Origin of the sequence: Paenibacillus sp. OV219 (assembly GCF_900110075.1) — a bacterium.
Lineage (GTDB): Bacteria > Bacillota > Bacilli > Paenibacillales > Paenibacillaceae > Paenibacillus_Z.
In genome coordinates this window covers 67,176-91,655 of record NZ_FOCJ01000010.1, presented here as the reverse complement: position 1 = coordinate 91,655, position 24,480 = coordinate 67,176, and the positions used below count along the sequence as shown (strand labels likewise).

The 24,480-nt window shown below is 51.0% G+C and carries 16 protein-coding genes; 4 read left to right on the top strand and 12 right to left on the bottom strand.

The window, feature by feature from the left end:
- Position 1: 1 nt before the first annotated feature.
- Together BMY11_RS22415 and BMY11_RS22410 are read right to left on the bottom strand one after the other, a co-directional pair.
- On the bottom strand, positions 2–961 hold the full coding sequence (locus BMY11_RS22415) for an ABC transporter permease (protein ID WP_090581563.1): 960 nt from the start codon (positions 959–961) through the stop codon (positions 2–4).
- A gap of 710 nt (positions 962–1,671) precedes the next feature.
- Positions 1,672–4,422 carry a glycoside hydrolase family 2 protein gene (locus BMY11_RS22410; protein WP_090581561.1) on the bottom strand — a complete coding sequence of 917 codons (2,751 nt, stop codon included), beginning with the start codon at positions 4,420–4,422 and terminating at the stop codon, positions 1,672–1,674.
- A gap of 151 nt (positions 4,423–4,573) precedes the next feature.
- Here BMY11_RS22410 and BMY11_RS22405 point away from each other — a divergent pair, with 151 nt between their 5' ends.
- A complete protein-coding gene (locus BMY11_RS22405; RefSeq protein WP_090581738.1) occupies positions 4,574–5,500 on the top strand; it encodes an ArsR/SmtB family transcription factor in 927 nt (308 codons plus the stop codon).
- A gap of 96 nt (positions 5,501–5,596) precedes the next feature.
- On the opposite strand, the gene BMY11_RS22400 is transcribed toward BMY11_RS22405, so the two are convergent.
- Complete coding sequence (locus tag BMY11_RS22400; RefSeq protein WP_090581558.1) at positions 5,597–8,680, bottom strand: alpha-mannosidase; 3,084 nt, start codon at positions 8,678–8,680, stop codon at positions 5,597–5,599.
- A gap of 216 nt (positions 8,681–8,896) precedes the next feature.
- On the bottom strand, positions 8,897–10,066 hold the full coding sequence (locus tag BMY11_RS22395) for a GntR family transcriptional regulator (protein ID WP_090581556.1): 1,170 nt from the start codon (positions 10,064–10,066) through the stop codon (positions 8,897–8,899).
- Between the two features lie 631 nt (positions 10,067–10,697).
- On the opposite strand from BMY11_RS22395, the gene BMY11_RS22390 reads away from it, so the two are divergent.
- Positions 10,698–11,123, top strand: a complete 426-nt coding sequence (locus tag BMY11_RS22390) for a VOC family protein (protein ID WP_090581554.1) — start codon at positions 10,698–10,700, stop codon at positions 11,121–11,123.
- A gap of 208 nt (positions 11,124–11,331) precedes the next feature.
- Positions 11,332–11,742 (top strand): LytTR family transcriptional regulator DNA-binding domain-containing protein, encoded by a 411-nt coding sequence (locus tag BMY11_RS22385; protein ID WP_090581552.1) that lies wholly within the window; start codon positions 11,332–11,334, stop codon positions 11,740–11,742.
- A 99-nt stretch (positions 11,743–11,841) separates the two neighbouring features.
- On the opposite strand, the gene BMY11_RS22380 is transcribed toward BMY11_RS22385, so the two are convergent.
- Complete coding sequence (locus BMY11_RS22380) at positions 11,842–13,107, bottom strand: MFS transporter (protein WP_090581736.1); 1,266 nt, start codon at positions 13,105–13,107, stop codon at positions 11,842–11,844.
- Between the two features lie 128 nt (positions 13,108–13,235).
- Positions 13,236–14,891, bottom strand: coding sequence for a PucR family transcriptional regulator (locus BMY11_RS22375; protein ID WP_090581550.1), 1,656 nt, complete (start codon positions 14,889–14,891; stop codon positions 13,236–13,238).
- Between the two features lie 171 nt (positions 14,892–15,062).
- On the opposite strand from BMY11_RS22375, the gene ald reads away from it, so the two are divergent.
- Positions 15,063–16,196 (top strand): alanine dehydrogenase, encoded by a 1,134-nt coding sequence (ald, locus tag BMY11_RS22370; protein ID WP_090581548.1) that lies wholly within the window; start codon positions 15,063–15,065, stop codon positions 16,194–16,196.
- Positions 16,197–16,689: 493 nt separating this feature from the next.
- On the opposite strand, the gene BMY11_RS22365 is transcribed toward ald, so the two are convergent.
- From BMY11_RS22365 to BMY11_RS22340, 6 genes are all read right to left on the bottom strand, one after another.
- On the bottom strand, positions 16,690–17,388 hold the full coding sequence (locus BMY11_RS22365) for a sensor histidine kinase (RefSeq protein ID WP_256217714.1): 699 nt from the start codon (positions 17,386–17,388) through the stop codon (positions 16,690–16,692).
- Positions 17,378–18,340: a hypothetical protein gene (locus BMY11_RS22360; protein ID WP_090581544.1), complete on the bottom strand. Its 963-nt coding sequence runs from the start codon at positions 18,338–18,340 to the stop codon at positions 17,378–17,380. The genes BMY11_RS22365 and BMY11_RS22360 overlap by 11 nt, the downstream gene beginning before the upstream one ends.
- Positions 18,341–18,511: 171 nt before the next feature.
- The gene (locus tag BMY11_RS22355) at positions 18,512–20,236 is read right to left on the bottom strand and encodes an extracellular solute-binding protein (RefSeq protein ID WP_090581542.1); all 1,725 of its coding nucleotides are present in this window, start codon (positions 20,234–20,236) and stop codon (positions 18,512–18,514) included.
- A 93-nt stretch (positions 20,237–20,329) separates the two neighbouring features.
- Positions 20,330–21,856 carry a response regulator transcription factor gene (locus BMY11_RS22350; RefSeq protein ID WP_090581540.1) on the bottom strand — a complete coding sequence of 509 codons (1,527 nt, stop codon included), beginning with the start codon at positions 21,854–21,856 and terminating at the stop codon, positions 20,330–20,332.
- Between the two features lie 1,008 nt (positions 21,857–22,864).
- The gene (locus tag BMY11_RS22345; protein ID WP_090581538.1) at positions 22,865–23,314 is read right to left on the bottom strand and encodes a GNAT family N-acetyltransferase; all 450 of its coding nucleotides are present in this window, start codon (positions 23,312–23,314) and stop codon (positions 22,865–22,867) included.
- A 113-nt stretch (positions 23,315–23,427) separates the two neighbouring features.
- On the bottom strand, positions 23,428–24,468 hold the full coding sequence (locus BMY11_RS22340) for an NAD-dependent epimerase/dehydratase family protein (RefSeq protein ID WP_090581537.1): 1,041 nt from the start codon (positions 24,466–24,468) through the stop codon (positions 23,428–23,430).
- Between the last annotated feature and the right edge of the window lie 12 nt (positions 24,469–24,480).

Below are 24,480 nucleotides of genomic sequence, written 5' to 3'. Positions count from 1 at the left end.
ATTACCATAGCGATACATCGCTCACTTTTTTGGATACTTTATTAACAGCCACAATGAGAAGCAGAGAGATCACTGACTTGAACAATCCGATGGCAGTGGAATAAGCGAATTGTCCCTGCTGAATACCTGTTTTCAAGACATAAGTGTCTAGAATTTCCGAAACGCTGAGTGTAGCAGGCGTTTGCATCAGCCAGATTTGGTCGAAACCGGCATTCAGAACGCCGCTGAGAGAGAAGATCAGCAGGATACCAACCGTAGGCGTCAGAGATGGCAGCGTAATCTTAAACAGCTTGCTCCACCGTCCCGCCCCGTCCATTTCCGCAGCTTCATACAAATGTGGATCGATATTGGTCAAAGCGGCCAAGTAAATAATCGAGCCCCAACCTACACCCTTCCAAATATCCGAAATGACGACCAGTGGATAAAATAATGACGGCATGCCCATAAAGAAGATCGGCTCAAGCCCCATATGATCCCGGATGTCATTGACAAGTCCCACGTTAGGAGAAAGAATTTTTTGCATCAGTGTCACAACAACGACCCAGGATACAAAGTGTGGCAGGTAGGAAATCGTTTGGAAGATCCTTTTTAATTTCCCATGCATAACGCCATTCAGCATCAAAGCAAGGATGAGAGGCGCCGGGAATCCGAGCAACAGCTTCAGGAAGCTAATCGATAGCGTATTGTAGAGCACCGAATAGAAACTGGAATCGCCTAGGAACTGTTTGAAAAACCGCAGGCCTTCCCACGGGCTGTGCAATATCCCTAGGTTGTATTTGAAATCTTTGAACGCAATCAAAATACCGTACATCGGATAGTAGCAAAATACGACATACCAGATAAAAGCAGGGAGCATAAATAAGTAGATGGACCTGAAACTCCATACCTTGGCCCATGCATTGTTCTTCTTTAACGGCAATACTTCGGGCATGACTTCAACTCTTGCTTCTTTTGCAATCATTACTCCTCCCACCTTCTACAGGGTATAGCCAAACGAAGCGCTTTCAACTAATGAACCGACAGACATGGATGCGCGAAAAGCAAAAGGACTGCGGCAGCCCGTTAAACAAATGCAGCAGCATCCTGCAAGCGGTTTCATTAACCTTATATATAAATATAATATGTTTAATATATTTAATCAACACTTTTATTAAAATTGTTTTCTACCAGGTACATCGACTAAAATATGACATGCCACCAAGGTATCTCTCTCGACCTTCCCTTGAAATCCAAACTACGATATGACCCTTATAGTTCGCGGTATTCGTCGAAAAATGTAGAAAAATGAAGGTCGTTCCGTTTTCTTTTTTCATCCCCAGCACACCAATGAGTTCTCCTTCACAAACTGTTCCGGCAGCTTCAAACACTATTTTATACATATATTATATTTAATATATTATCAATACTTAATTTTGATTCCTCAGTCTTAGGCGGACTTGCCTACACAAAAAAAGCCGCCTGCTTCAAACGAAGCAGGCAGCTAACAGGATGGATACGCAATGGTCGGGTGCGATGTCAGACGACAAACGCGGTGAGTAGCAACGCTGGAGTTCGTTACAAAACAAATAGAAAAAGCCGTTTCGCAGTAGTTTAAAACTACTGTCGAGACGGCCCTTGCATCCGATCAACGGAGGCACCTTGAGCGGCACCTCCGTTGCACTCTTACCCCTACTACTTCACCCGCACCAAAATATCAAGCGGGTAGCGCCCTGCATTGCGGCCGTAAAGCGCCACGCCGCCATGGTCCGCTGCGATTGCGAGCTTGAAGCTGCGGCTGCGGTTCAGCTTGGCTGCAATACGGCTTGGCATCGTAATGCGGCACAGGTAACCGTACGAGCCTGCCTCGTCGAGCTTGTTATAGATCTCTTGATACTGATACGACAGCACGCCGCGGCTGTCGGACGGATTGTCTGGCAGCGTGAACGTACCAACCTGCTCACCGTCGATGCTCACAACGATGTGCGATGGATGCTGCTCATCATCGGTCATGTAGTACGTATTGCTGTTGTACTCCACATTCGCATTCGCGCCATGCATGAAGTCGATGCCATGCTGACGGTCGCGCGAACCCTCAATATTACGGGCAAGCAGTCGCTTCGCGCTTGCTTCGAAAGCGATCTCGATATGATGGATCGCACCTTGTTCTTCTACACTTGGCAGCTCCACGTCGTACACAAACTCGCCTTCCGAGCCACCGTTTGTTTTGCCCTCTTGTATCGCGTTCCACTGATGCGGGAAGCTGTGCGATGCGAAGCCCGTAACAGGCACTTGCACGAACTGACCTTCCGCTTCATAGACGCCGTGAGCAGCGCCGCTGCGCACATCGAAGGTCGTGAAGTTGCGCGTTACCACGCGGCCCGCTGCATCCACAAGACGAACTGCTAGTACAGCAACCGCATCTTGTTTCGGCATATTCACTACAATCGGTGCCTCAATTGGCTTCACGCCATACTCGCTCCAAGCCAGCTCTACCGATCCGCGCTCAGCCGTCACTCGTACGCCGATGTTGTCATACGTCAGCTCCCAAGCAAGCGTCAGCTGTTGACCATGGTACGCATCGGAATAGCTGGATGCCAGCAGTGACACCGATACTTGTTCGCCTGCCTGCACCGTTTGGCAAGGAGGAGCGTCAATGACGATGTAGTCTGGCGTATGCAGGTCTGAGAGTGACATGCCCGGCACCAGATCTTCATATCCGAACTGCTTATCCGAGCCGTCCAGACGGTAGTAGCCGTTAAATTCATTTGTTACATCACGGAATTCCGTAAAGACAAATCCGCACATTTTGTCATGGCGGCGGAACTCATTCATCATGTACCAATAATGCCAAGCGAGGTCACTGTCGCCAGCACCGTTCGAGAAGCCCCACACATTGCCGCACTCGCTGTTCATCAGCGGCGCATCTCCCTGAACGTTACCGCCAATGCAGTTGAAGCTTGAGCCCGGATAGGTTTTGCCCACAACATCCGTCACATGCTCACGCAGCTGCTCGTAGCCATTAATGTAGAAGTGCCATGTATTCAAATCCGTCTCGACATGGTCGAAGTTACAAGGGGAGTTGTCTTCGACGATCCGCGTCGGGTCAAGCTCTTTTGCCCAGTGATAAATTCCTCTGACCCACTCCTGAGTCTCAGGCAAATAGGCACTTGGCGTATGCGATTGATTCGTTAGACCCTGTGACTCCGGATTCGTCTTCAGCCCCCAAGTTTCATTGAACATGACCCAAGAGAAGATCGACGGATGGTTGTAATCACGCTCAATAATTTCCTTCGCTTCGCTCTCATAATTCGCTCTTGCCGTCTCATCTGGATTGCCCCAGAAGCAAGGCATATCCTCCATTACGAGCATACCCAGCTTATCCGCCCAGTACAACTTGCGCGGCTCCTCCGGTTTAATATGAATCCGAACCAGGTTAAGCCCGAGGCGCTTCAGCAAATAAATCTCGTCCTGCATCTCATCATCGGTCGGATATGTGAAATAACCAGTCTGATGGTACGATTGATCTAGCGTACCGTTCAGATATATCGGCTTGCCGTTCAGCGTAACCCAGCGGTACGAACGATCGCCGAATAGCGCCGTCCCGAACTCGCGAATACCGAAGTACGTCGATACAACATCACCCGCACTCTCCGCAAGACTGAGCGTCAGTGAACCTTCATAGAGATAAGGCGTCTCAGGACTCCACAGCTGCGGATCGCTTACGACAAAAGAAGTGCTAACCTCATTCTCGCCCTCTACCAGCTCAGCTACGAAGTTATGCTGCACAGTTCCGCCATCGAAGCTGAATTGCAAGCTAGCTTCTCCCGCTTCATGAGCGACAACAACAGCCTTCACGCCGATTGTGCCATTAATGAACGTTGCGAACTTCGCTGATTGAATATAGGATTGCGGACGCGCCTCCAGCCAGACCGGCTGCCAAATGCCGCGGATTTCACCATAACCTTGCTTCCCGCGTGCCTGATAGCCATGGTCAAAATCAGTCGCGCTGACGATAATCGCGTTCTCCGCATCACTGCGCCACACATGCGTTACATCGAACTCGAAGCCGCCGTAGCCGCCAATGTGCGAGCCGACATGCGTACCGTTAACCCAAACCTCGCTGCTGTAATCAGCCGCACCGAAGCGCAGGAAGACACGCGAATTGCTCTCAGCAGGCGACCAAGCAACACTCTTCTTATACCAGCCTGTACCACGCTCATCGCGGCCAATTCCCGATAGTGGGCTTGCCCATGAGAAAGGCACTATAATTTCACTGTCAAATTGGGTCGTAGGCGTCTCGTAACCGCTTGCAACTTCCGTCGTATCAAGACGGAATTCCCATGTACCGTTCAAGTTCAGCCAATCCTGGCGTTGCCAGTCTGGGCGCGGATATTCAGGACGAGGTATTTGTTTCAATGCAGACGTTAATGCTTGTGCAGTCATATCAAGTACACAACCTTCCCTAAAAGTGGATTTGCCCCCATTTTAGCACCCCTATATAGTTTAATCAATATGTATATTATACTTTTACAATATAACGATTTTCGAGTACACTACCTCTATAACGATTTGAAGGGCTGGTCAAGTGAAGCCAATGAACGAAATCAAACAAGACACAATTAGATACCCCTCCTCCCGCATTGTCGACGTGGCAAAGGCGTTATCTGGTGACGTTCGGGTACGCATTCTGGAAGCGCTCGGCGAGAAGCCGATGAGCGTCAGCCAGCTTGCGGAAGCGCTCGGTGTAGCGCAGCCGACAATCTCCATTAATGTACAAATCCTCGAGAGCGTGGAACTCGTCTCGTCCACAACCGGCGCGAATCGAGAGAAAATATGCTCAGTCACCGGACGCTCCATCCTGCTCGAGTTGCCCGTCAAGCTCGGTGAGGGACTGCACCGCACGGAAGAGCTCCATATGCCGATCGGCATGTATGCCCACTGTATGACCCAGCCGACCTGCGGCATTGTGACACGGGACGGCTCCTACGTCGGTTCCGTCGACGATCCGCGCGCCTTCTATTTGCCGGAACGAGTGGATTCATCGCTGCTCTGGTTTTCCGGCGCAGGCTATTTCGAATATTATTTTGCCAACCCGATGCCACCTGGCGTAACGATTGACGAGCTGTGGTTCAGCGCGGAGCTCTGCTCGGAGGCGCCGCACTTCCAGATGGACTGGCCTTCGGACATCTCGCTGTTCATCAACGACCAGCTAGTCGGCGTCTTCACAAGCCCCGGGGACCTCGGCGATCGTAAAGGCAAGCTGACACCCGACAAGTGGAGCGGCACTGAATACGGCGAGCTCACCGAATGGCGCATTACCGCTTCAGGCAGCCTGGTGAACGGTTCAGCCTCCTCCGAGGTGACCATCGCGTCGCTTGATCTGCAGTACAACAAGCCAATCCGCGTCCGTCTCGAAGTCGCCGAGGATGCGGCGAACTGTCGCGGACTTAACCTGTTCGGCGCAAACTTCGGCGATCACAGGCAGGATCTGCTGCTGTCGTTCATCCGCTACTCAGATTAGATTAATGCTGATAAGCGTTTGTAAGGAAGCACAAAGAAGCGCAAGGAGCGACTATTCGCTCCTTGCGCTTTTGCTTTATTCAGCGAACTCACCGACTCATTTATCTGAAATGGTCAGCATTACAGTCTTGATCTCGAATGGCGTGAATGTGAGTGGTACGCTGCCATCCGTAGCTTCCAACTGCTCCTGCTTGTTTTCCATTAAATCAGTCAACCATGCATCTTGGAGCGGCAGGCCGACGCGAAGCGCCGATTGTACGGATGCGCCGCTTGTCTCGTATAGACGAACGATAATGGCATCACTGTCTTCCGCCTTCTTCACCGCTTCAATCATGATGCCTGGGTGAGCTGACTGGAAGAAGGATTGCGCCGCCGATGCTTGCTGCACATGCGAACCTCCGACACTTGCAGTTCGGAGAGGTACGTTCAGTTCATAGCCTTGCTTATAAACCTCGGCTGCTACATGATCACCGGCATGCGGATAGAGCGAGTAAGTGAACATATGCTCCGCCTGATCCGCTTCCGGATCCGGATATTTCGGGCTGCGCAGCAGGTTCAGATCGAGTGTACTGCCCTCAGCGCGGTAGCCGTATTTGCAATCGTTAAGCAGCGCTGCGCCGTAGCCTGGCTCGGACAGGTCGACATATTGATGCGCGCAAATTTCGTCCTTGGCGTAGTCCCACATTGTGTTGCGGTGGGTTTGGCGGTTCAAATAACCGAACTGGATTTCGCATGCGGCGCGTTCCGAACGAACGTTTAGCGGGAAGGAGGTGCGGAGCATCTTCTCCTCTTCCTTCCAATCGACGGTCGTTACGAAATCAATGCGTCGGCTGCCCTCGGTCAGCACAACCTTCTGAATGAGAACGGACTCGCCATACTGATAGCAGTGGATCACTCCTGCAGTCGGCCCAGACTCGAAGGATGACGACTCGATTAGCGCGAGCGACAGGCCGCCGGTCTCGCGGTAATCTTGGCGGAAGTCCCACGCATCGCCTTTGTCGTCGTACACCTGCAGCAAGTTGGCACGCTCGCCAATTGCGATTACCTCGCGATTGTGTACTTTATCAAATACGGAAACAATGGCTCCATCCTCGCCAAAGGTAACCTTCAGAAGCTCATTCTCAATCGCGCGAAGATCGGTGCACACGATTGGCGTTGCAGGCGCTGCGGACTGCTCCGCTGCTGCCTCAGTCTCGCCACTGCAAACCGCCGCCGATGCGATACCCATTGCAGGCACTGTAACACGCTGCCAGCTTCCATCTACACGCTCGATCCACTCGGCGCGCTCCCACGGCAAAGAGTTAAATACGGTGAGCACATCCCCTGCTGGAGCCGATGCCGTAGCTGCAACTGCTGCGACCGCAACCGGTGAAGCTGTACGCTGCTGCGCGATCGCTTCATATTTCTCCGCAACCATAGCTTCCACCCGTTCCAGCAACAGCGCGTACCGCTCGAGCGACTCGTCGTACACCCGCTTAATGGAGGAGCCTGGGAGAATATCATGGAACTGGTACAACAGCACTTCCTTCCAGATTTCCTCCAGCTCTGCCTGCGGATAAGCGATGCCGCATAAAGTACGGGCCAGCACCGCAGCGAACTCAAGCTCGCGAAGCGCTTTCTCCAACTTGCGGTTATAACGCTTGTTCCGCGCTTGGCTTGTCAGCGTTCCTTGATGCTTCTCCAGGTACAGCTCTCCGCGCCATGTCTGGTAGCTCGCCTGCTTCTCGGCGAGCTTCTCGAAGAATGCCGAGGAAGGCTCCTGTACGACCGGACTGAGTCCGAGCAGATTCTTTTCCCGCGCCAGTCTCTCCAGGTGCTCTTCACCCGGACCTCCGCCACCGTCGCCGATACCGAACAGCATGAGTGCGTGATCAGATACATTCTTGTCGAGATATTCCGCCTCCGCCTTCACGATTGAACGCGGCGCAGCCGGACTGTTGTAGGTGTCCTCCGGTGGCATATGTGTCAGCACCTTGGAGCCGTCGATTCCTTCCCACATGAACGTGTGATGCGGATGACGGTTGTAGGTGCTCCATGACAGCTTCTGCGTCATCATGTAATCGACGCCGGATTTGCTCAAGATCTGCGGCAAGCTCGCCGTGTAGCCGAACACATCCGGCATCCACAACGACTTCATCTCTTGGCCGAATTCTTGCAAGAAATATCGCTTGCCATACAGAACTTGCCTTACGAGCGCTTCCCCGCCTGGCACGTTCGTGTCGGATTCCACCCACATCGCGCCTTGCGGTTCCCAGCGCCCTTCCTTCACACGCTCCTTAACCTGTTCATACAGGGCAGGATAGTGCGTCTTCACCCACTCATAGAGCTGTGGCTGGCTCGCCCCGAAGATATAATCCGGATAGCGCTCCATCATCCGCAGCGCAGTCGAGAACGTCCGCGCACCTTTGCGAATCGTTTCCCGAATTGGCCACAGCCACGCCAAATCAATATGTGCATGGCCGACGGCACTGATCATTAGCACCGGATCGCCTCCGCGCTTCGCCAGCTGTTCGCCAAGCAAGGCGCTCGCCTTCGCGATGCGCTCATCAGTCATCTCCGTGAGAATGAGCGTCGCTTCATAAAGCGCGCGGGCGATCTTCTCCTTCCGCGCGGAGCCTTGCGGCAGCTTCTCTGCCGTTTCCAGCAGCACTTCCGCGTCGTAGTAGAGCTCGCGGACGTTCTCGCGGCAGATCGCGATAACCGCTTCCTTGAGCGTGCCACTGCGGTACCGGCCAAACAAGTCGTTGCAGCCAGCATCGCCCCACAGATCAATCGTTTCGTCCCCAGTGGACGATTCGTTAATGTGGACAACACGCTTGCCCGGCAGGCCGAGCGAATAATCGAACTCCGAATTAATGTTCGTCAGACCCTGCACCGGAGTACCCGCCTCATCAACCAAGCACAGCTCTCCGTTTACATCAATGAGAAGCACGACTTTGGACCCGCGCGCATCGATCGGCACCTGACCGGCAAAATGAAACCAAGCACAATCCCAAAGCTCGCCCCACCGCTCACCTGCAGCCACTTCCAGACACAGTCCCGACATACGCTCCGCGTAAGGAACTGGCTCTTTGGTTACCCAAGCTGTAGCCGTCAATGTAGCTACTGGGTGATATATATATTCCTGCAATCTCCCAAGCATGGACCGCATCTGATCAAATTTAACGGTTTCGTAAGGCATCTAAATCCCCTTTTCCGCAGCATATTTACTGTTTAAGATTCCATCCATCCCATGTCCGCTTAAGCTGGCAAACGCTTTCAATAACTTGAATCTTAATATAATATATATTCAATATACACGCAACATTATTATTGTGCAAAAAAAGAAGAAGCTCTCCCTTCGGAAAGTTTCTTCTTCATCTGCCCCCGGGTGAACTCTGCTCAGCCCCGACTCTACTTACTTCACAGGTTTCAGTGGACCTGTCGACTGCCGTACGACAAGTTCAGGTTTAACAATCACTTTGCTGTACTTGTGCTCTGCTGCTTGCTTATCGTTGATAACCTCGATCAGCTTGTTCGCTGCCTCGTAGCCAATTTCGTACTCGTACTGCTTCACATGCGTAAACATGCTCATATCCTCTGCAATCGCTGTCGGATCGTCGAAGCTGACGAGCGATAGGTCATCCGGCACCGATAATCCGCACTGCCGCGCAATTCGGTACACGTGCATACCAAGCTTGCTGTTCAGCGTAATGTAAGCCGTCGCCATCCGATTGCGGATATAACGGTACAGCGGGTGATCCTCTTTCACTTCGTTGAACGGCGCGAACTCCGTAATGATATGTGCCGGATTAATGAGCGCCCCCTTCTTCTTGAGCGCGTCCATGTACCCTTGAATCCGCTCTTGAACGGTCACGGTCTGAATCGGCGAATCGGAGCAAATCGCAATTTCCCGATGACCCAGCTCCCATAGATGGTCGACTGCAAGCTCTGCTCCCGTACGGCCGTCACCGGCAATGTAGTGTGTTTCGACGCCAGGCAAGTAACGGTCAATAAGAATGAATGGATAACCGGACAGCTTCATGCCGAGAATCTCGACATTGTACTGCTCCTCATCAACCGGGAAGATCAGCATCCCTTCCGCACCCATATCCATTAGCGTCTGAATAGCCTCATTCTCAACCGAGAGCACACTGTTCGAAAGCATAATGACTGTCCGATAGCCCTTCTCCATGAGTGCTCTCTGCACACCTTGGGTCAGCCGTGCGGCAAAATAATCATAGATCGAAGGCAAGATGAGCCCTATAATTCCAGACTTCGTGCTCGCCCGAGCAACCGGCTCATGACGAACCACCACACTGCTTGCAGCAGGCCTCGTCTCCACAGCATTCATCATGCTTGCTTGACTACTTACGAAGCTCCCTCTTCCTGGCACGCGCGTGATAACATTTTCATTGGCTAAGCCCGTAAGTGCATTGACGACGGTGATTTTACTGACATTGAAGCGCTCCATAAGCTCCTTCTCAGTCGGAATGCGATCGCCTTCTTTTAGGCCGTCCGAGTTGATCAGGCTGCGAATATAATCTTGAATCTTCTGATATAGAGGTACTCGGTCCATTGCATTCATTATTAACACCACTCATTCTATGGTTAATATATATTCAATATAGTATATCCAGATCAAGATTGCTTTAAAAGTTTATAGAAATTTTAGAAACTTTTTAAGTTCGTTGACACCTTTTCTAATAGTAGCAGAGATTCATCTCAAACTGAAACAAAATTCGTCACGATTAGACAATTTTTCGACACGTCGAATCGGGGTCTCTGAGTGGCACTCCTACTTTAGGGTGAGAACGCAAGCATGAAGTACCTTTCTATGGAACTAGCTCGCTATTCATATGTGGATAACTAGAGTTGTGGATATGTTTACAGTCGCGAAAATAGTTCAAGTTTCTTCATATTGCAGGCTGTTAGCAGTGGGGATAACTCAGTGGATAAGTCGGATTCATATCTATTTACGGTACAATTCACTCCTTCCGCTGCATGATTCGATACTGAAAGAGGCATGGCGCCGAGATGCCGCTTAAACAGCTGCATGAACTGTGTTGTTGTCGAAAAACTGCAATCCGCGCCAGTAACACTGACGGTATCTTCACAAAAATAAAATCATATTGCAAACATATGTTCGTTATATTATGATGATCCTGTCGGCAATACTGAAGACAGTGACCTACTATAACGAAGGAGAGATTATCGCAATGACGATGAAATTAGAGCCTTATCTGGTGATGGACGGCAATACGAAGGAAGCGATTGAGTTCTATAAAGAAGCTTTGGGTGCGGAGGTTCTTTTCCTGCAAACATTCGGTGAAATGCCGGAGAATCCGGAATTCCCATTGGCTGAAGAAGCGAAGGGCCTTGTCGGACACGCGATGGTTCGCGTCGGCGAAACCGATCTGATGTTCTCCGATAACTTTCCAGGCACGCCGTTTGCGATCGGCAATCAAGTGACGATCTGCATCTCGTCCACAGATATTGAGCGCTCCCGCCAAATCTACGAAGCACTCCCAGTAGGCGGTCAGGTGCATATGCCGCTTACGGAGACGTTCTTCAGCCCCGCGTACGCTGTATTGACTGATAAGTTTGGCGTAACTTGGCAAGTCTACACGCACGCGAATAAATAATCGGAGCGCTGCCCCTTGCTGTCACCGCGAAGAAACAGCTCTGAACGCAGTTTTTGCGGGAAGAGCTGTTTTTATATAAAAATTGTAAAATTTTCTTTATTCTACACATGGTAGATAGAGGAAAAACAAGCTATAATTAAACTTACATAGAATTGGTCGGCACAGTCGCTGTCGTTCCATCGTGAAATTTTGAAGAAGGGCGTGTATCATGAAGATCCCGGTCGTTAAGAGGTTCAATAAAAAAGAATTTGATATTATTTTTATTGATCTCGAAGACGTTCTTCTTATGCGCAGCTATCGCGGAGAGGTTTACTACCAGACGAGAGAAGGACTTTATAGTCAAATTTCTACCTTTGAAGAGCACGAACGCTTTCTTGTTGAACAAGGGTTTAAGAAAGTGGACCGCTGTTATGTCGTGCAGATGGATCAAGTCGAGTTTTTTGACGATGTGCAGCAGCGGCTCTATTTTGTGAAGCGGCCCGTTAATAGCGACTCACCTAGCGCACCAGTGTCCGGCGCGCATCTGAAATCGGTGGAGAAGCTCATCAATCATGCAGATTCCGAGGGAGCATCCACTTCCATCCGGAACAATCTATCAGGCGGTTTATCGACCAACTGATAGCTGATAGAAGGAAAGCCGGCCCTATTGGGTCGGCTTTTTTTGTTGTTATCGTATGGAGCCCATCGGCTACGTGATCCATCCTACTCTACGATCTACTTAAGCGCCGACAGCTGTCGTCTGCCCGAGCTTGCTTCTACGGATGCGAAGCGCCATCAATGAAGCGAACAAGCAAGCAAAGCCTGCGGTGACGAATGGCACCGTGTAGCTGCCGAGCCAGTCGCGCATGAAGCCCGCCTCATACGCCGCGAACGAAGCGCCTGCTTGGTGCGCCACGACGATCCAGCCGAAGATCATGCCGGCCTTCTCCTTACCAAACGTATCGGATGCGAGCTTCGCCGTAGGCGGCACCGTCGCAATCCAGTCCAAGCCATAGAAGACGGCGAATATCGTCAGCTGCGTATAGCCCGTGCCAAGTGCCTGCGGCAAGTAGATGAGCGACAGCCCGCGCAGACCGTAGTACCAGAACAGCAGCCAGCGGCCGTCAACTCGGTCGGACAGCCAACCGGACAGCGTTGTGCCGACAAGGTCGAACAGTCCCATCAGCGAGAGCAAACCTGCTGCGGTTGCGATGGGAATGCCATAATCGCCGCAAGCTGGTATGAGGTGCGTGCCGATCAGGCCGTTAGTAGAGAAGCCGCAGAAGAAGAATGTGCCAGCCAGCAGCCAGAACGTGCCTTTGCGCGCAGCCTCTGTAAGGGCGGCAATCGGAGCGAGGAACAGATTGCCTGCGAGCGGCACCGGCTTTACGATCTCTTCCGTACCTAGTGCAGCTGCGCCAACGTCATACGGATGATTGCGCATCCAGAGTGCGACGATCGGCGTCAGCAACACGAGCACGCCCATAACGGTGTAGATGGCGTACCGCCAGCCGATATCCTCCGTAATTCGCGCAATTAGCGGCAAGAACAGCAGCTGCCCGGTTGCGGCGCTCGCCGTCAGCATGCCGATGACGAGCCCTTTATATTTGACGAACCAGCGATTCGCAATCGAAACGCCAAGCGCATTCGCGAGCGATCCCGTGCCGATGCCGATCATAACGCCCCAGAGCAGCGTCATCTGCCAAATCGTAGTCATAAACGGCGTTAACGATAAGCTGAATATCAAGATAAGCATCGAGATAACCATTATTTTGCGGATGCCGAACCGTGCCATGAAGGCAGCGGAGAATGGACCCATTAATCCGTACAGCAGAATTCGTATGGAAGCGGCACCGGATATCGCGCTGCGGTCCCAGCCGAACTCCTTCTCAAGCGGAAGCATCAGCACGCTTGGCACCGCGCTTATCGCCGCCGAAACTAATAAACATAAGAAAACAATACCGACTACGACCCAGCCGTAGTACAAGCTCTGCTTTTTCTCCATTCCCTTCACCCCCAGGCTCTCAGTATACATGGCGAAAGCTGCTTTGTCCGTCATCGGCCGCCACAGCGACACCATTGTTGAATGGCGTACTTGAGAAATCCTCTGTAAATCCGAGTACTAGTATGAGGTCACTTCAGTTTGTACGCCATAAGCGCCATCTCAAGGCAGCGCCTCTTATCCGTCTCGAGAAAATCTTCCCCCAGCAGAATCGCCAGCTTATCTAAGCGATTATATAGTGTCTGCCGATGAATGTTTAGCCTCGTGGCCGTCTCCTGCTTGGAGCCCATGCAGGCCAAATACACATCCAGCGTCTCAATAAGCTGCAGATGATGCTCCCTGTCGTAAGCCATTAACGCGCCTAAATGATCCTCTACATATGAAGTGAGAAAAGATAGCTTCGGCACTGCTTTGAGCAGCTGATAGACGCCTAGCTGATCATAGAATATGCAGCCCACGTACGCCGCCACATTCCGCGCCACATCAATAACTTGCTGCGCTTCCTCGTAGCTTCGCGAAGATTCCGAGATTTGTGCGCGCAGCTTGCCGAACCCGGCATACAGCTTGAGCGACGAAGCATGCGACTCATTCGCCGACTCCCTCAGCTCCTCCACCAGCCGCTGCAGCGTCGCTTGAAGGTTCGCCTGCGAATCCTTGTGCAGCGCTTCTTTGGAACAGAGCATGCAGATCCGGTTATTTTGCATCATAACCAAGCTGTTCAGCCTATGCTTCTTGAGCAATTGCCTAACTAGAATTAGCAGGTCCTGCTTATCCGCTTCAATCGTGATCGGCTCCGTGTCGGCTGTATGCTGGATTTCGATGATTCCGCCGGCGAACAGGTACTCCCCTTTGCTCAGCTGTCGAAGCCCCATTCTCGCCTGTGCCTGATCCTCGTTCTCGATCCGGTTGTTCATGATGTCGAGAATAAATTCGTTATGGTCACGCGATAGCTTCTCTTCCAGAAACTCTGTCCTCAGAGTTATAGCAGCGACGGCCTTCGTCGTGTAATCAAGCAGCAAGGTAAGCGATTCCGTTATTTCCGGCGTGTTGTGCAGAAGAATGCCTACGTAGGAGAAGGTCTGGCCGAAACAGATGACCGGTTGAACGACAAGGAGCTGCTGCGTATTCATCGTCAGCACGGAAACGTCTTTGGCCGACAGCGCTCTGGCATCCATCTGCCGCTGCAGGAAGCTCGATATCGGGCTCGACGCCTTCGCGGTCAATGCAGGATAGAATATACTGCTGTGATCGAGCGACGAGAAATACAGCACCTGCCGTCCCGTCTGCTCATGAAAAGCTCTCAAAATCTGCGCAATGCCCGTGCTCTCAATCGTCAGCCGCTGCAGTTTGCGGGAATAGACTTCGAGCTCCTTCAGGAACTGATGCTGCCTGTTAATGAGCAGTGCATGAATGTCCTGCGTAATTTCAACGTAACGGACCGGCTGTTCAAACACGATTAGCGGAAAATGGTGCAGGTCGGCTAGTTCCACAATTTCTTTCGGAATGGCGTCAACCGACGTGCCCATCTCAATGCACAGCCCTGCCGCATGCTGATCAATCAGCTGCTTCATGTATGCGAATCGGTCCTGCTCATTCTGCTTCAGCCACAGTCCCGTCGTTAATATAAGATCGTTCGGACTCACATATGGAGCCACGTTCGTAATTTCAAGCACATGCACCCAGCCCACGGGGCGATGCATCCCTTCCCGCCCGGCAACCAGCTTCGCTGAGCGGAATATGGGCCTAGCGAGCAGCTGGCTAATATCAAACTTCAAATTAGTGTCCATATTTTCCGCCTCCAACTAGACATTATGTCTATATCAACTAGTCCAACTATACACAACTGTAAAATAATCCGTCAAATGACTTGATACTTTGTACGATGAATAAGCTGTTTGTCGATCTTATAATAGAGTTATCAAGCAAGGTTCCCATTACGAGTCGAGGAGCGACAGATCATGAAGATCGGCGTACCGAAGGAAATAAAGAACAATGAATGTCGTGTCGGAGTAACGCCTTATGGCGTGTATGAATTCGTGCAGGATGGCCATACCGTCTATGTCGAGACGAACGCCGGCCTAGAGAGCGGATTTACCGATGCCGACTACGCGCAATCCGGCGCCGTGATTGTGATGGAAGCCGAATCTGTATGGCAGCAAGCGGACATGATCGTGAAAGTAAAGGAACCGCTGCCAAGTGAATATGGTTATTTCCGAGAAGACTTAATTCTCTTTACTTATTTGCACCTTTCTGCAGAACCGGCTTTAGCGAAGGCGCTGGTCGATGCAAAAGTAACCGCAATCGCGTATGAAACCGTCAAAGAAGGCGGAACGCTGCCATTGCTCACGCCAATGAGCGAGGTAGCTGGACGAATGGCTGCCCAAGTCGGCTCACAGCTGCTCGAACGCTCCAAAGGCGGACGCGGTATTCTACTCTCCGGCATCCCGGGTGTAGCGAGAGGCAAAGTTACGATTATCGGCGGCGGTGTCGTTGGCACCAATGCAGCGAAAATCGCAGTCGGCCTTGGTGCGGATGTAACCATTCTCGACCTAAGCACGAATCGTTTGCGGCAGCTTGAAGACCTGTTCGGCAATCAAGTGCAGACGCTCGTTTCGAGCCGTCACAATATCGCACGAAGCGTAGCCGAAGCGGACCTACTTATTTGCGCGGTCCTTATTCCAGGCGCCAAAGCACCTGTGCTCGTATCCGAGGACATGGTGAAAACGATGAAACGCGGCGCTGTTATCGTAGACGTTGCGATCGATCAAGGCGGCAACGTAGCGACGATCGATCATATTACGACGCATGATAATCCAACTTATGTGAAGCATGGCGTCATTCATTACGCCGTTGCGAACATGCCCGGCGCGGTGCCGCAGACGTCCACCATCGGACTTACCAACGCAACGATGCCTTACGCAAAGCAAATTGCCCGCAAAGGCGCAATTGGTGCGATCAAGGACAGCGCCGCTCTCCAAAGCGGCACGAACATTATAGAAGGAAAAGTCACGTACAAAGCTGTAGCTGATGATCTTGGTTATGCATATACCCCTCTGGCCGAAGTGCTAGAGCTGCATACCGTTCACATATAAAGTTTAAAATCAGTCTCAGAACCTGATTTCAAATTTCAGAGCAAGAGCCCTTCATCTTCATTTTTTAAACCCCAACACGAAGCCCCCTTGAGAGATTCTCGAGGGGGCTTTGTATTGGCGCGTGGTTAATCGTTATAATGAATAACAACCATCAAAAACGTTTACAATTAACCCCATAAACATATCAGGAGTGATGCTGCTTTGACCATCGTTTGGAGCAATCTCATCTATCAAGCGCTGACAATAATCATGATAGCCGCCGTCATATTTTTGGGCATTAAATTGTTATTTAAGCGCAACAGATAAGCGTTAGTGCGGCTGCGGGACCACGAGAGATCATATATGTGCTCTCAGCGCCGGAATCGCCGCTTTCATCAGCTGAGAGATCATATACGGTCTCTCAGCAGTTACTATCGACGAATTTCTACCCCGCGGGGGATCAGACGCTGAGAGTCGGATTTTCCATTTAGCAATTTTTTACGGAATATATCAATTATTTGGGTAGTTTCACCGTTACACAGGTTCCCTCGCCAAGCTCACTCTTAATGCTGATCCCGTATCCACCACCGTACTGCACACGGATGCGCTCCTGCACATTGAAGAGTCCATAGCCTTTGGACTGCTGTACAAGCACTTCGTCCACCAGCTCCTGCGTCATACCCGGTCCGTTGTCCTCCACCCTAAATACGATAGCTCCACCTTCGAGTGTCCCGCTCATTCGCAGAACTCCTTTGCCCGACCGCTTCTGGTCGATGCCATGCTCAATGGCGTTCTCCACGATTGGCTGCAGCACCAGCTTTATCATATGGTGATCCAGAACGTCTTCATCAATCTGATAAACAACGTCAAAATTGTCATCGTGCATAATAAGCTGCATCTCCACGTAGGACTTCGTATTGAGCAGCTCGTCCCTGACCGACATCATATCTTTGCCTTTGTTGAGCGATGTACGGTAGAACGTCGACAGCAGCCCGGCCACATTGCTAATATCCTCCGAGCCTGCCGCAATCGCCTTCCAGTTAATGACCGACAGCGCATTGTATAGGAAATGCGGGTTGATCTGCGATTGCAGCGCACGCAGCTCAGCCTCTTTCTGACTGATCTTGTTCTTGTAGCCTTCCTCAATGAGCATATTGATGCTAGCTAGCATTTTGCTGAACCGCAGCTCAAGCTCCCCAATCTCATCTCGCACGAACAATATTAGTACTCGTCGTCGTAAACGCCCCTTGCTCCACGAGTCGCATTTTATGATTAAGCGTATAAATTCGTCTAACAAACCCCCGCGAGAGCAACCAGATCATGAGGAGTAGAACGATGAAGCAGATACTCTCGATCACAATCGTAGCCCGGACGATGGTCCAAGGCTTAATCGTTAACGCCTTAGAGGAATAGATCAGCGAGATCGTCCAGTTCGCTTCCCGCAAGGGCTGCGACAGCACGACCTCATCCCCCTTCGCCTTACCACCTGCAGGCAGCAGCGCATCCTTCGGGTTTGCGTATAATACCTGCTGCTGCGTATTCGAAACGATAATGGAGAAATTTTTCGCGCTCGTATCGGTTAGTGAGGTGAAGAATTCCGGCTTCAGCTCCACGTAAACGATATTTTTCAGATCATCGCTTAATTCACCAAAGATCCGCCTAACGCCGAAAATGCGCCCATCCCGCACATACCAGTTTGTCTGCGCCGAATTCATCACTTCGTCATACCAGAACTCATGCTCGACAGTCGTAATCGGCATAATCGAATTTTTGCGCGGCGTAATATTGTTGCCCGTGTAGATCATGATCCGTTTAATATCCTGATTAAGGATTAACGTCGTGTCGAGCAGCGGATCAACGTTCTCACTGAGGTCGGTGTACATGGAAAAATAATCGGAATATTCATCGTTAAATATGCGGCCAAAATTCGGATTAAACGCAATAAGCTCAATCGCTGAATTAAACCGCTGCAGCTTGTAATTCAAGCTATCTTCCATCTTCTGCAGGCTGTCCTGAAGAACAAGCTCCGCCTGCTGTTCCTGCAGTTGCTTCGATTGCTGGAACGAATACGCGCCAAGTATCGTAAGCGGTATCAATATTACAGCCAAGTAGGAAACGAAGAGCTTTCGCCTCATGCTCAGGTTGCTTAACCAGCCTAGTCTCATAGATGTCTTTGCCCCCAGCACTCTTTCGTTTTACCGGATCATTATAGTAGAAACCGCTAGAGAAAGATAGGATCTTTTAAGCAATTGACCAGCCATCATAGAGGATCTAGCACCTCCCTTAAACAGAAGAAGGGTATCGCTCGCTTAAATCGCAAGGATACCCTTCTCCATCTATGACGGCTGCTTGAATCGCCTCGTTTTCACGATAGCGTCAATTTCCTTCGCGATCGTGTCACCGCCGATTTTCTTCCATGTGGATACGAACTTATCGAAATCATCGATTGGCGCTGCGCCTGTAATGATACGCAGAAACGTCTCATTCTCAAGCTTGTCGAGGTAAACGCCGCGCTTGGCCATCGTCTCGGTCTTGCCGTAGAAGATCGGCTCCACCTTCGTGATTTTATCGGACCCAATGACTGCACCGGCTGTGAAGAAAGCGAGGGAATCGGCAAAAGCCGTAATGTCCTTCTTCGGATCCCTATAATTCTTCAGCACCGAGTTGACCCGTGGAATGAGCCGCTCAGGCAGATTCATCGTATCGCCGTCCTTAATCACTTTCTCATAGACGGGAATGTCACGAGCGATCGCGTCCTGGAAGTCGAGCTGCAGGTTCAGCGGATAGTTAGCCCAGCCTACTCCTTTACCCTTGTACAGTTCAGTTGCTGCCGGGTCAATGAGGCGGATGCCCTCATACTCCACGCTGAGCAGCTTCAGCGCCGCTTCCGGGTGCGCAGCCTTCTTGCTGACAACCAGGAATGTGCCCGCTGGCGCGGAAGGAACGACGTTGCGCTTACCGTCGCTATCGAGCGGTGCAGCCAGCGGTAGCCATTCCGCATTCGGATCGGCCTTCACGCTATCGGAGATCATCCAGCCTGCAAACCATGGCGCGAACAGAATGCCTGCTTTGCCGCTGGATACAAGACCAACATTGTCTTCCCACTTGCGGGTAAGAAATTGTTGATCTATCAATCCTTCTTTATACATTTGGCTCAGCTGCACAAGCGCCTGCTTCGTCTCCGGTGTTGTAGAGCCGTAGACAATGTTGCCGCTCGCATCCTTGAACCAGTTCTTCGGATAGGAGTGGTACATGTTAAACACAGGGTCAAAAGTGAAGAACAGGCCATCGTATACCAATGACTGATCACCGAGCAAGCCAACTGTGTCCGGTTCACCATTGCCGTCCGGGTCCCGATCCTTAAACGCCCTCGCAATGGTCATCACATCTTCGAGCGTTGTCGGCAGCTTCAGGCCAAGCTTGTCCAGCCAGTCCTTACGCATCCACAGCAACTGATAGCTGCCATCAATATTCGTGTTCGGTAGAGCATACAGCTTGCCATCCACGCGACCTGTATTCAGAACGCGGTCGCCGGAGTACGAAGCGTAATATTGTTTGATAAGCGGGGAGCTGTACTTCTCATAAACTTTGGTCAAATCCGCCAGCAAGCCCGCTTTCGTCAGCCGCTTGAACTGCTGCTCATCGACAACCATCATATCCGGGATGTCGCCGCTTGCAATCGTCAGGTTCACTTTCTGGTTATACGCATCCAGATCTTCAACCGAGAAGTCATACTTTACTTTTACGTTCAACCGATCTTCGACGTATTTCAAATATTGATTGCTCTCGAGCGTATCTCCGTCAGGCAGATTGTTGCCTGTAATGCCCTGGCGACCAAGTGAGATCGTAATCGGCTGATCATATTTCTTAAACGGGCCATCGTCTATGGCTTCTGCTGTATTCGAGTCTATGGGAGCGATATTTGAATTCATCGAGGCCGCCGAAATGCCGGCAACATCCCCTTGATTAATACGATTAAGATTGTTCGAACCACATGCTGTCAAACTTAAAGCAACTGCTGCACATAGCATTATGCCTACCCATCTTGTCCTCACGTTCATCCCCCAAATTCACCTTTGAAAGTTACGTGTTCATTATATCGAGCAATTACATTCGCCCTCTATGCGAAATTTTTAAGAATGGGCATCAAATTTTTACGATGTGCCTTCCTCCCTGTATTTGGCCGGGCTAACCCCATGGAAATTACGGAAAATCTGTATAAAATAAGAGGAATTGCTGAACCCGAGCATTTCGCTGATGTCAATGATTTTCATATTCGTATTTGTCAGCAGCTCTACAGCCTTCACCATCCGTACCTGGGCAATATAACGAACGAGACTCTTCCCGGTTTCCTTCTTGAACAGAAAACTGAGATAGCTCGGTGTCAAATGGACATGCTCCGCAATGCCCTCCAGCGACAGGTCTTGTCTGTAATCCTTCTCAATAAGCCGCTCAACGCTCGTAATGAGCTTACTCGCTGACTCCTCCTTTGCCTCTGTTTGAGCCGGAATGAGACACTCAACGATGGAGATCATTAAATCTTTTAGCTCCGTTAACGAATGGACACTAAAGATTTGATCGAGATAGACCACAAAGTCTTCCCTACGCTCCTTGTCAGCCTGCTCATGGGCCCGCTTCGTCACTTCTGAGCAGATGAATTTCGTATAGATCACGGGAAAATCCCCCCTGGAGCGCAGCGTAGAGAAGAGCATCTCGATGCTGTACTGCGCCCCTTGAACGTCAGCACGGTCTATATATTCATTGGCTTGCTTGCGGATCCGCTCAATCTCGTTCTCATCAGCCAAGGTTTGAGTAGAGGGAGAAGCATCGTCCGTAAATAAAATCGGGTTGCCCTCCATAAAAAACTTCAGCTCGAGCGTCTGTTCCATTTCATTAAATACGTCAAATAACTGCTCCAGTTCATTAACCGTCCGTCCAATAACGATCCCGATCCGCCCCGGATAACCGTCCGCTGCTTGCGCTATCATTGCCTCTGCCAGCGCCAACTGCTCCTGCTTGTTGATTGGTTCGCTGCTCTTTAAGAAGAAGACACTCTGGCGTTCATTAATATTCAAATAATCGTATGTATAACGAATCGGTCCCCTGAGCAAGGTGACGAACTCGGCATTGTCAAAATACCGCCCTCCGCAGTCAACGAGCATGAGGTTCATATATGAACCTTCTGCATCCTGCTCCTCACCGGCATAAGTCCCGTTGAGTGCATTCATCAGCTGCTTCTCCCGCTCATACACAAGCCCGCGATTGTACCCATCCAACAGCTCGCTCGCTTGGCTGCGTGCGGTGCACTTCGCCTCACACCTCGCCATGACTTCCTTCATGGTGGTGAGAAATTCAGAGATTTGAATCGGCTTGAGCAAGTAGTTCGATACATTCGTCCGCATCGCTCTGCGGGCGAATTCAAAGTCGCTATAAGCGCTGTAAATAATCATCTCTATCTCGGGATTCATGCTGCTAACTTTCTCCGACAGCTCGAGTCCATCCATGAACGGCATCTTAATGTCCGTCATGATCATATCAATTGGCTGCTGCTTCACGATCTCCAGTGCAGCCTCGCCGTTCTCCGCTGTCACCATGTCGAGCTCCAGATTATACTTGCGGATTAAGTGTTGTATGCCTTCACGTTCAATTCGTTCATCATCCACAATTAGAATCCGGTACATGCTATCAATTCCCTCATTTCGTATGGAGTTCAGCACAATACTTTCTTAGCTTTCAAGATAACACCCCTTCTGTACGTTGCAAAGCCCACCTCGCTATAAGGGAATTATCACCTTTTTAGGGAGTGTCAAAATGGTACTGGATTGATGTAGATACCATGTGGTTACCCTCCTCCAGCTGTGAAGCAGAACTCATAGAAACTAGCAGCTAGGCATAGTTTGGATGCTGCTCGCCATTGGCAAGATCGCCAAGCGACAGCGTTGCGCGCCTTGCCATTTCATGCTAAAAAATGCTGAGAGATCATATACGTTCTCTCAGCTCTCGATTTGTGCTTTGCGCACAGTGAGAGATCATATACACTCTCTCGTAGGTCCTTTCGAGCGGGATTCTGCGCATTCTCTTGCTGAGAGAACATATAGGTTCTCTCAGCTATGAAATTATGCTAAACAGCTGCTGAGAGATCACATATGATCTCTCAACAGTTAACCATACTAACTTTAGCCTCGACTGAAGCTGAGCAAATGGCGCCTTCACGTTTGCCAATTGGGGCTGCTGCGAACTCTGAGAGTCGGAAAACACTACTCTCAGTCCAAAAACAGCCGCAGTTTTGCTCCGAGAGACGCAAAATTCGACTCTCAGAGCCCACGCCTGCCGATGCTTTTTGCACGCTGAGAGATCATATACGCTCTCTCGGAGGTCCTTTCAAGCGTAATCCTGCGCTTTTCATTGCTGAGAGATCACATACCTTCTCTCAGCTCCCGATTCACGCTTTTGGCACGCTGAGAGATCATATACGCTCTCTCGGAGGTCCTTTTAAGCGTAAGCCTTCGCTTTTCATTGCTGAGAGATCACATACGTTCTCTCAGCTCCCGATTCGTGCTTTTTACGCGCTGAGTGATCATATACGCTCTCTCGCGAAGCAAGCAATCGCACACGCTCAACAACAACGACAAAAAGGACCTCCCCCCCACGCCAAGCGTGAGCCGGGAAGTCCTTTCCTTCTGCTACCCCTATGCATCCTCATCTTCATCGTCTGCATAGTACGTGCATTTATACCGCTCGGTGCCGGGGTATTTCTCCCCCAGGCTCTCAACGGTGAACCGGCTGCTGCGGTAGAAGTCGACCGCACTGTCGTCTGTCTCCGCGATGAGCACGCTCGGCTTCTCCAGCTCCAGCAGCTCAAGAATGAGCCCTCTGCCGTAGCCTTTGTTTCGATCGGAAGGCGTAACGGCAATATGGTCAATCTCAATCGTATCGCTGTTCACGTAGTGATAGCCGATCAAGCCGATAACTTCATTCTCGGATTCGTAGCCGAGCAGCTTGTGTCCGCCTTCGCCTGTCGCGCCATTCTTGTACAAACTAATCGCACGCTCCAAATGCTCAGGCTCGGGAAACACAGCCCAGCCGAGAAGTTCCTGAATTGCTTCCTCATCCAGTCTTGCGTGTATATCAATCAACATGCCCACTACCACCTTTGCTTCGTGACTTCATGAGCGATCATTATACCACATCCATGGTGTGGAATCGTAGGCACCGTATGGTTGGTACTAGGATTGCGTGGTTTGCGTTCGGCTCAGTCATCCATGCCAACCATCTTTACTTCCATCAGACATTCTGCCTCCGACCATGACGTGAGCAGCGCATCATACCACGGACGTTCGCCTGCCGCTTCAATAGCCCCGCTCTCATCCAGCACACGAATTACATCCCGTATGCCTTCCTCCCACGTTACCGTGTAGCGGAAATCCAAATCCCGCCGCGCCGCACTGTTGTCATAGATGTTGTTATAGCGGAAGTTCTCCACGCACCATTCCGCCCTCTTCGGCAGCAGCTTGCCAAGCAGATCCGTCGGGATATGGACAATAGACGGCTCGCGTACGCCAAGTTCCTGAGCGACAATCCGCCAGTACCGGTCATACGTCATCCACTCTTCGCCCGTCACATTGTACGCTTTGCCCAGCGCCACCTCGTTGCCAATCGCGTTCACGAAAGCGCGAGCCACATCGTCGCGGTGACACGCCACCCAGATGGACATGCCATCGCCGTGAACAATGATCGGACGCCCTTCCCGCAGCCGCTTCATCTGATAATTGCCATCGGCTACGGACGGCACCGCAGTACCGCTTCCGCCATACGTCTGTGCGGGGCGTATTATCGTCACGGGGAACCGCTCTGCGTCATGGGCGGCAAACAAAATATTTTCGCTCAATACTTTGTTATACGCATACGGAAAAGATGGGCTCGCATTACGCTCTCCATCTTCCGCAACAGGATAGGCGTTGCCTTGCTTACTATAAACATCCACCGTGCTGCAGTAGATGTAATGACCAACACGGCCGTGAAAAGCGCGAACCGCGCTCTCCGCCTCTTCCGCCTTAAACCCAATCATGTCGATGACACCGTCGAAGGGTCCAGCTTCCGCCATTTGAGCCTCGAACCGTGCATAGTCTGTTCGGTCACCATGGATCGTCCGCACACCTTCGCTAACCTCTGCCTGATTTCCAAGGCCCCGATTGTAATGCCACACTTCTACATCACTGCGGGCAAGCAGCTGTTTCGTGATCGCTGTGCTGATCAAGCCCGTTCCTCCAATAATGAGTACCCGCTTCGTCATGGATGCATGCGC